7 protein-coding genes and 3 pseudogenes are annotated in these 6,718 nt (G+C 35.5%); 2 read left to right on the forward strand and 8 right to left on the reverse strand.

The window, feature by feature from the left end:
• From BUB87_RS13475 to BUB87_RS15150, 5 genes and pseudogenes are all read right to left on the reverse strand, one after another.
• A partial coding sequence (locus tag BUB87_RS13475) for a transposase (RefSeq protein WP_200792766.1) occupies nucleotides 1–215 on the reverse strand: 215 nt, incomplete at its 3' end.
• 211 nt (nucleotides 216–426) lie between these two features.
• Nucleotides 427–594: pseudogene (locus BUB87_RS13480) on the reverse strand (helix-turn-helix domain-containing protein); the annotation flags it as partial.
• 77 nt (nucleotides 595–671) lie between these two features.
• Nucleotides 672–827 carry a hypothetical protein gene (locus BUB87_RS15000; RefSeq protein WP_200792849.1) on the reverse strand — a complete coding sequence of 52 codons (156 nt, stop codon included), beginning with the start codon at nucleotides 825–827 and terminating at the stop codon, nucleotides 672–674.
• Nucleotides 828–881: 54 nt separating this feature from the next.
• On the reverse strand, nucleotides 882–1,832 hold the full coding sequence (locus BUB87_RS13485; protein ID WP_073346540.1) for a competence protein CoiA family protein: 951 nt from the start codon (nucleotides 1,830–1,832) through the stop codon (nucleotides 882–884).
• Nucleotides 1,833–2,039: 207 nt separating this feature from the next.
• Nucleotides 2,040–2,489: pseudogene (locus tag BUB87_RS15150) on the reverse strand (transposase); the annotation flags it as partial.
• 167 nt (nucleotides 2,490–2,656) lie between these two features.
• Between BUB87_RS15150 and BUB87_RS13495 the strand changes: the two are divergent.
• On the forward strand, nucleotides 2,657–3,628 hold the full coding sequence (locus BUB87_RS13495; protein ID WP_073346543.1) for a small ribosomal subunit Rsm22 family protein: 972 nt from the start codon (nucleotides 2,657–2,659) through the stop codon (nucleotides 3,626–3,628).
• A 61-nt stretch (nucleotides 3,629–3,689) separates the two neighbouring features.
• On the opposite strand, the gene gntK is transcribed toward BUB87_RS13495, so the two are convergent.
• The 3 genes and pseudogenes from gntK to BUB87_RS15155 form a co-directional block, all read right to left on the reverse strand.
• Nucleotides 3,690–5,228: a gluconokinase gene (gene gntK, locus BUB87_RS13500; protein ID WP_073346546.1), complete on the reverse strand. Its 1,539-nt coding sequence runs from the start codon at nucleotides 5,226–5,228 to the stop codon at nucleotides 3,690–3,692.
• 135 nt (nucleotides 5,229–5,363) lie between these two features.
• Nucleotides 5,364–6,137: an FIMAH domain-containing protein gene (locus BUB87_RS13505; protein WP_407641857.1), complete on the reverse strand. Its 774-nt coding sequence runs from the start codon at nucleotides 6,135–6,137 to the stop codon at nucleotides 5,364–5,366.
• A gap of 117 nt (nucleotides 6,138–6,254) precedes the next feature.
• Nucleotides 6,255–6,371 (reverse strand): annotated as a pseudogene (locus BUB87_RS15155) (carbohydrate-binding protein); the annotation flags it as partial.
• Between the two features lie 96 nt (nucleotides 6,372–6,467).
• Here BUB87_RS15155 and BUB87_RS13510 point away from each other — a divergent pair.
• Nucleotides 6,468–6,718, forward strand: a 251-nt coding sequence (locus BUB87_RS13510) for a transposase (protein WP_200792850.1), incomplete at its 3' end; no start/stop codon positions are given.

The raw sequence follows: 6,718 nt of genomic DNA on the forward strand, positions 1-6,718 counted from the left end.
ACAGTCTTTTGAGTATATCCATTTCTTGAGTTTGGAGTATCTTTATCTTTCTTCTCATACTTTTCATATCCAAGCTCTGTAGAAAGCTCTGCTTCAAGCATTTCTTGGATAGTATCTTTAAAAAGGTTTTTTAATGACGCATAAAGGTCTGGAATAGATTGAATATTGTTTTCACTGATGAAATTTTTTAATTGTTCCTTTGTCAAAATTGACATTTTTAAAAACCTCCTTCTCGGTTTGTTTTATTTTTGAATTCTTACCAAGAAAGAGGTTTTTAATCATTTTACACAAAATTTTTTACAGTCTCGTTTATAGATTTTTACCATCCTCAAACCAGAATGAAACGTTCAACACTTTATGCATATTTTAAGGAAACCATGGTATCATTAGGATATAAATAGCAGCCTTATGCGATATTCATCAAACGGTTCCTCTTCTTATCTCTCTTGAAATAGTACTTGGAGCCCTTCCCAGTATCTTTGCTATTTGACGCATTGATTTACCTTGTTCTCTTAATGTATAAATCATTCCCCTTTCATATTGTGACAGGTGTTTAAAACTTCTCTTTTTTGTGGTATTATTATTCTTAGCCATAGTTTCAAACCTCCTGTATGGTGATTTGATTTTCACTTAATATCATACATGGTTTGAAACTATGGTTTCAATTTTTCTCAATTAAATTTTTGCCTGTTGCATTTAATTATACAACTAACCAATTTTTTATTGAGAAGTTTCAGCACCACTTCCGCTTTGCCCTTTTCTATACCTCTTTCTATACCTTTCTCCATAATCATTTTATACGCCGACAGTTCTTCCAGATTCAGCATCTTTTCCACTTCCTCAAAAACCTTCTTTATGGAGATGAGGTTTTTGTAGCAATTTTATAATAATTTTAATTCTTTTGCGTAGCTTGCTATTTTTAACATGTTTTCTTGGTAATTGGATTCACAATATTCTTCATAGTTACACACAAAAAAAGGACCTTCTGGTTCACAATAAAGAAAAAAATCTCCCTGAATAGAGTTGCAATAAGGACAAGTGTTAGCCCAGTATTTATGTTTAATCGTGTTGGAATAACGATACTGTATTGTTCGAGGAACTGGTTTTACATTAGGTTCTTCATGAGTAAATCCTCCGCTTCCTGGCCACGCAAAAACAAGGATTTCTTTGCCACATTTCCAGCACCTATGAATTCCATAAAGATAATAATGATTTGGTAGTTGTATATTTGTTTCTTGGGCTATTTTATTCGCTTTCTCTTTAAATTTTGTCCATGATATTTTACATTGTTCACATACAAAGGAAGGAAGTGTATCTTTTAAAGGTTTCCATACGGAAGGATTTTCAACTATGTCATAACCGTCTACCTCAATAAAGGGTATTTTTAAATTATCTTCTTTTTCTTTGTTAACACTGTGAAATACCTTTATTTTTACAGCAGCGACTACTTTGTTGTTAGCTATTAGGGCAACATCTACAATATGTCCTTCCGGCAATTTGTATTCTAATATTGCTTTTTCTATTTGATTTGGCAAACGTCTTTTAACAAGGTTTCTACATATTTTACACTCCCTTAAAATAATTGGGAAATTTGTTTTATCTTTCTCACATGATTGTATTACTTCTTGTATCAACAGCTTAGCGGTTTTATGAATAACCGTTTCTTTACTACATGTTGAATCTGGTTTATGGGCAAAATGTGCCGTTCTTATTGTACCTTTCCGCAATATAACCTGTTCTCCACATGAAGGACAAAAATAGTATTTATCTTTTTTAGCTTCTTCTGCTTTGTATAGTTTGTATTCTTTATCTATTGCATATGGTATAAGCATTTCACAGTAGACCTCCTTTTTCGATAAAAGTTAAGGAATTTCAGGTATTAATTAAAATCTCCTTTTTTCCCACGGTTATACTATATTGGAAGGTTATATGATATAGTTTAGCAAAAAAATTAAGCCTGCAAGTCCTTTAAAGTGATTTGCAGCGCCGTCCATTAAAATTTCTTTACCATTTGTAATTTTGATACCAATTTTCTTGAAAGTGTAGATCTCACCAATTCGGCGCTTTATTGCTATTTCTTCTTCGGATGGCGGTAATGGTTTGTAGTAAATACTTGTACGATTAAGGCTTAATAAATTTGCCTGTTCAGCAATTGAAAACTCTTTATTGTCTGGTTTGAAAATAAAGCCAATCGCTCCTCACGCGGGAGGGATGATTCCAGATTTTTTTAAGCCACTCAGTTGAGTGGTTAAGCGCCCTATTTCTTTGTAGAGTTCATCCTCCTTCCTCTATTGAGCTTTTCTCTCTTTTTCGATCTTTTTGTCATTTTCCTCGAATAATCGCGGGAGATTTTTTAAGGCGGTTTTCCATTTGCTTAGAAGAGATGGATTAACCTCATATTCTGATGCGATTTGGGCCAAGGTCTTCTCTTCTTTCAAAATTTCCAGTAAAACTTTGGATTTAAATTCTGGTGAATATGTCTTTTTTATATTTTTATTTTATCATATTTCTTAAAATCGATGATTTTCTGTCTTAATTTATGGATTCATTATAATTATATAATCCATTCCACCCAAGGAGTTGAGTTATAACATAAATTCAGATTTGATGATATAATATAAATCGTGAAAATTGAGAGAAAGGATTGTTTATATAAATGGAATTGCCATTAGAACTTCTTAATGCCATAGAAAACGAAGCAAAATCTATAAGTATTAATAAATTAGCTTCTTTAGTTTCAAGTATTTCTAAACGATACCGCGACGAAAGACCATCTTCTACTAATAAATTTTTAAATGAACATGAAGAAATAATCGCTTATATTGTATACAGAATACCTGCAACATATGGAGCAATATACACCGTATTAAACCATGTAAAAGAAATATACAGTGATTTTCATCCAAAATCGCTTTTAGACGTAGGAGCAGGGCCAGGGCCAGCCATGTGGGCAGCAACTGCAATATGGGGTGATATTAATAAAATAACACTTATTGAAAGAGATGAAAACATGATAAATATCGGCAAAAAGTTATCTTCTAAATCAACTCATGACCCTATTAAAAATGCAAACTGGGTAAAAATGGATTTAAATAGTTTGTTTGAAATTACTAAACATGATATCGTCATTGCATCGTATTCTATTGGTGAACTAATTGAGGAAGCACGACAGAAAGTAATCAAAAAACTATGGGAAAGTACTAATGATATACTAATCATCATAGAACCAGGAACTAAAAACGGCTTTTCTAGAATAAAGAAAGCACGAGAAACTCTGTTATCGCTTGGGGCGTATTCAATCGCACCATGTCCTCACGATAAAGAATGTCCCATAACGGATGACAATTGGTGTCATTTTTCCTCACGCATACAGAGAACAAGCTTGCACAGAAGAGTTAAAAATGGTCAACTCCCCTACGAGGATGAAAAATTTTCATATATATGTGTCTCAAAAAGTCCTCATAACAATATAAATAGCAGAATCATAAGGCACCCGCAGATAAGAAAAGGGCATATAATAATTGAATTATGTACTAAAGAAGGCTTAAAACAAGTCACAATCACAAAAAGCGATCGGGATAGATACAAGAAAGTCCGCAATCTAAAATGGGGTTCTACATTTGAGTAATTTTATTGTTTACTGCGGTTTATTGTCTACTGCGGGTGTTCGTTGCTTTTTGTTATTTCGGTTAATCCAAAAACAGCCTATCCTGCAAATTCGCTGCGTTACTGAATTCGCCTTTTAGTAAGTTATAGAGTCTTGCGTACATTTCAAATATCTCCTTATAAATCGCATTGTTCTTTTTATCAGGAAGGTACTCTTTAGAAACAGGCACGAATCTTTCAACTTCATCCAGGCCATCAATGATGCCCAGGGCCTTCATACCTAAAATAGCTGCTCCCAGGCATGAGCTTTCATAACTTTCTGCCTGAAGAACTTTTCTGCCAAAAACATCTGATAAAATCTGAACCCATAATGGCGACCTCACAAATCCGCCTGTTACATATATCTTATTGATGTCTCCCGCAGTTTCCTCCAGTGCCTTCCCTACATCGTATATCGCATATATAACACCTTCCAGCAAGGCCCTGATAAAATGCCCTCTGGTGTGCTTTATATTGATCCCAAAAAATACGCCTCTGGCATCGGCGTCCCAATGCGGCGCCCTCTCGCCTAACAAATACGGTAAAAATATCAACCCATCAGACCCCGCCGGTATCTTTTGTGCTTCTTGAGTCAAAATGTCGTAAGCATCCATGCCCTCCTGCTTCGCCTTTTGAACTTCGTCGGCAGCAAAATTATCCCTAAACCATCTAAAGACGATGCCGCCATTATTAATAGGCCCTCCCAGTACGTAGCGATCTTTTGTCAATATATAGCTGAATATCCTTTCCTGCGGATCACTTTTTGGGCTATCGGATATAACCCTGATAGCACCGCTAGTCCCGATGGTAACCGCTGCATCTCCGGGCTTTATAGCATTGGTACCTAAATTGGCCAGGCATCCATCGCTGGCTCCTGCTATAAATGGCGTATTTACATCAATGCCTAAATACTCAGCATACTCTCTTTTTATACCTTTTAGCGTATATGTGGTTGGCACCGGGGCGGATAACCTATCACAAGATATCCCTGCCACGTCCAGTGCATCCTGCTCCCATTTAAACGCATATATGTTGAAAAGGCCTGTGGCTGACGCAATGGAATAGTCCACTATGTACTGTCCAAAAAGCCTGTAAAAAACGTACTCTTTTATGGATATGTACTTATAGGCCTTTTGATAAACCTCTTTCATATTATCCCTCAACCACGCCAGTTTTGAGAGGGGAGCCATGGGGTGTATAGGTGTACCTGTCTTCATATATATCTCATGGCCCTGCCTGGTCTCCTTAAGCCTCTGGGCGTATTCCTTGCTTCGCGTATCTGCCCATATTATCAAATTGGTAAGAGGCTCTCCCTTATCATCCACTGCCATTGTACTGTGCATAGCCGAACTAAAGCTCACCGCTAACAGCCGGTTATTTTTCTCCTTATTTTTATCCACAACAGTTTTAATAGAATTCATGACAGCATCAAAAATTTCATCAGGACGCTGTTCACTCCACGATGGTCGTGTATTTAATATCGAATATTCCACATTTGCCTTATCGACAATCCTACCGTTTAAATCAAAAGCAATAGCTTTGGTACTGGTAGTCCCAATATCCACTCCAATTATGTATTCCATTTACATCTCTCCCCATTTGAATCTCTTTTAATTATAATCTATTTGAGACAAAACGTTGATAATAAAAAATAATATAAAATTACCTATCCATCTTGGAGGATAGGTAATTTTATATTTAATCAAACACGTTGTCATTTATTTTGTACTATTACTTTGCCATATACTTATAAGGGCCTGTGCATCGTTAGTCAAAACCGATTTGGCATAATCTGTTAAATTATGACTTAAAGCTGCATTATTAAGGTGCTTTATAAAATCCTGCAAATGTTTTATCGCATGATCCGGTCTTTTTATATCAAGCTGGTGCTTTGCTTGATCAAGAGCATTTAAAAGCTGTGGTATCATTGCTCCTTTTATATCCTTTGAATTTGCAAAACGAGTTATTAAGCTTCTCATTGAATCTATACTCGTTGTTACTTTGAACTGTATCGTATTCTCAATCACATTTCCTCCTATATCAGCCACAGTGGCGTATGCCGTCCAATTTCCAACCATACCTGTCATATCTATCTCAATGCTTTGTTGTACATTAGGATCAATTGCATAAACTTTGTCACCCACAACTATTTTTGCAGATACAATACTCGACGAATTGTCCCACACCTTAAAAGTCAAAGGCATACAGTCATCAAACGAACCACCATCCTTCAAAGCATTTCCGTTTGCAATAAGACTGAATTTAGGCAGGTTTTCTGTAAGTACTGTTATACCTTTTGACATATTGCCAGAAAAATCAATAGCTTTTATTTGTATCTCATAATCAGTATCTGCCTTAACGCCTGTTATATCTGCAGTCTGTACACCTCTGTTAACATATATGGCATCGCCGATTCTCTGTCCGTTGCTGGATATACTTATCTCTACTTTTTGCGCATCAATATCATACGGACCTTCCCAGAACAATTTCATACTATCGTTGCTTCTTATAACTTGAACATGTTCCACATCTCCTGGCGGAATATTATCATAAATAGGTGCAGGAGGAGATATTGGAGCTGAAAATACGCTGGGATCGCCAAAGGTGAATTTATCAAAATTAAATAAATAACCGCTGCCTTTAAACAACATGTAAACCACATGCTTTCCTGTAACAGGCGCTATTACATCTGCTGATGATATGGTAAAGTTCTGCCATCCCCCCGTTCCAGAGACTGTAAAAAATTTTGTGTAAAATGATTAAAAACCTCTTTCTTGGTAAGAATTCAAAAATAAAACAAACCGAGAAGGAGGTTTTTAAAAATGTCAATTTTGACAAAGGAACAATTAAAAAATTTCATCAGTGAAAACAATATTCAATCTATTCCAGACCTTTATGCGTCATTAAAAAACCTTTTTAAAGATACTATCCAAGAAATGCTTGAAGCAGAGCTTTCTACAGAGCTTGGATATGAAAAGTATGAGAAGAAAGATAAAGATACTCCAAACTCAAGAAATGGATATACCCAAAAGACTGTAAAAACTCAATTTGGTGAAATGGAAATTGATATTCC

Source organism: Caldanaerobius fijiensis DSM 17918 (assembly GCF_900129075.1).
Classification (GTDB): domain Bacteria; phylum Bacillota; class Thermoanaerobacteria; order Thermoanaerobacterales; family Caldanaerobiaceae; genus Caldanaerobius; species Caldanaerobius fijiensis.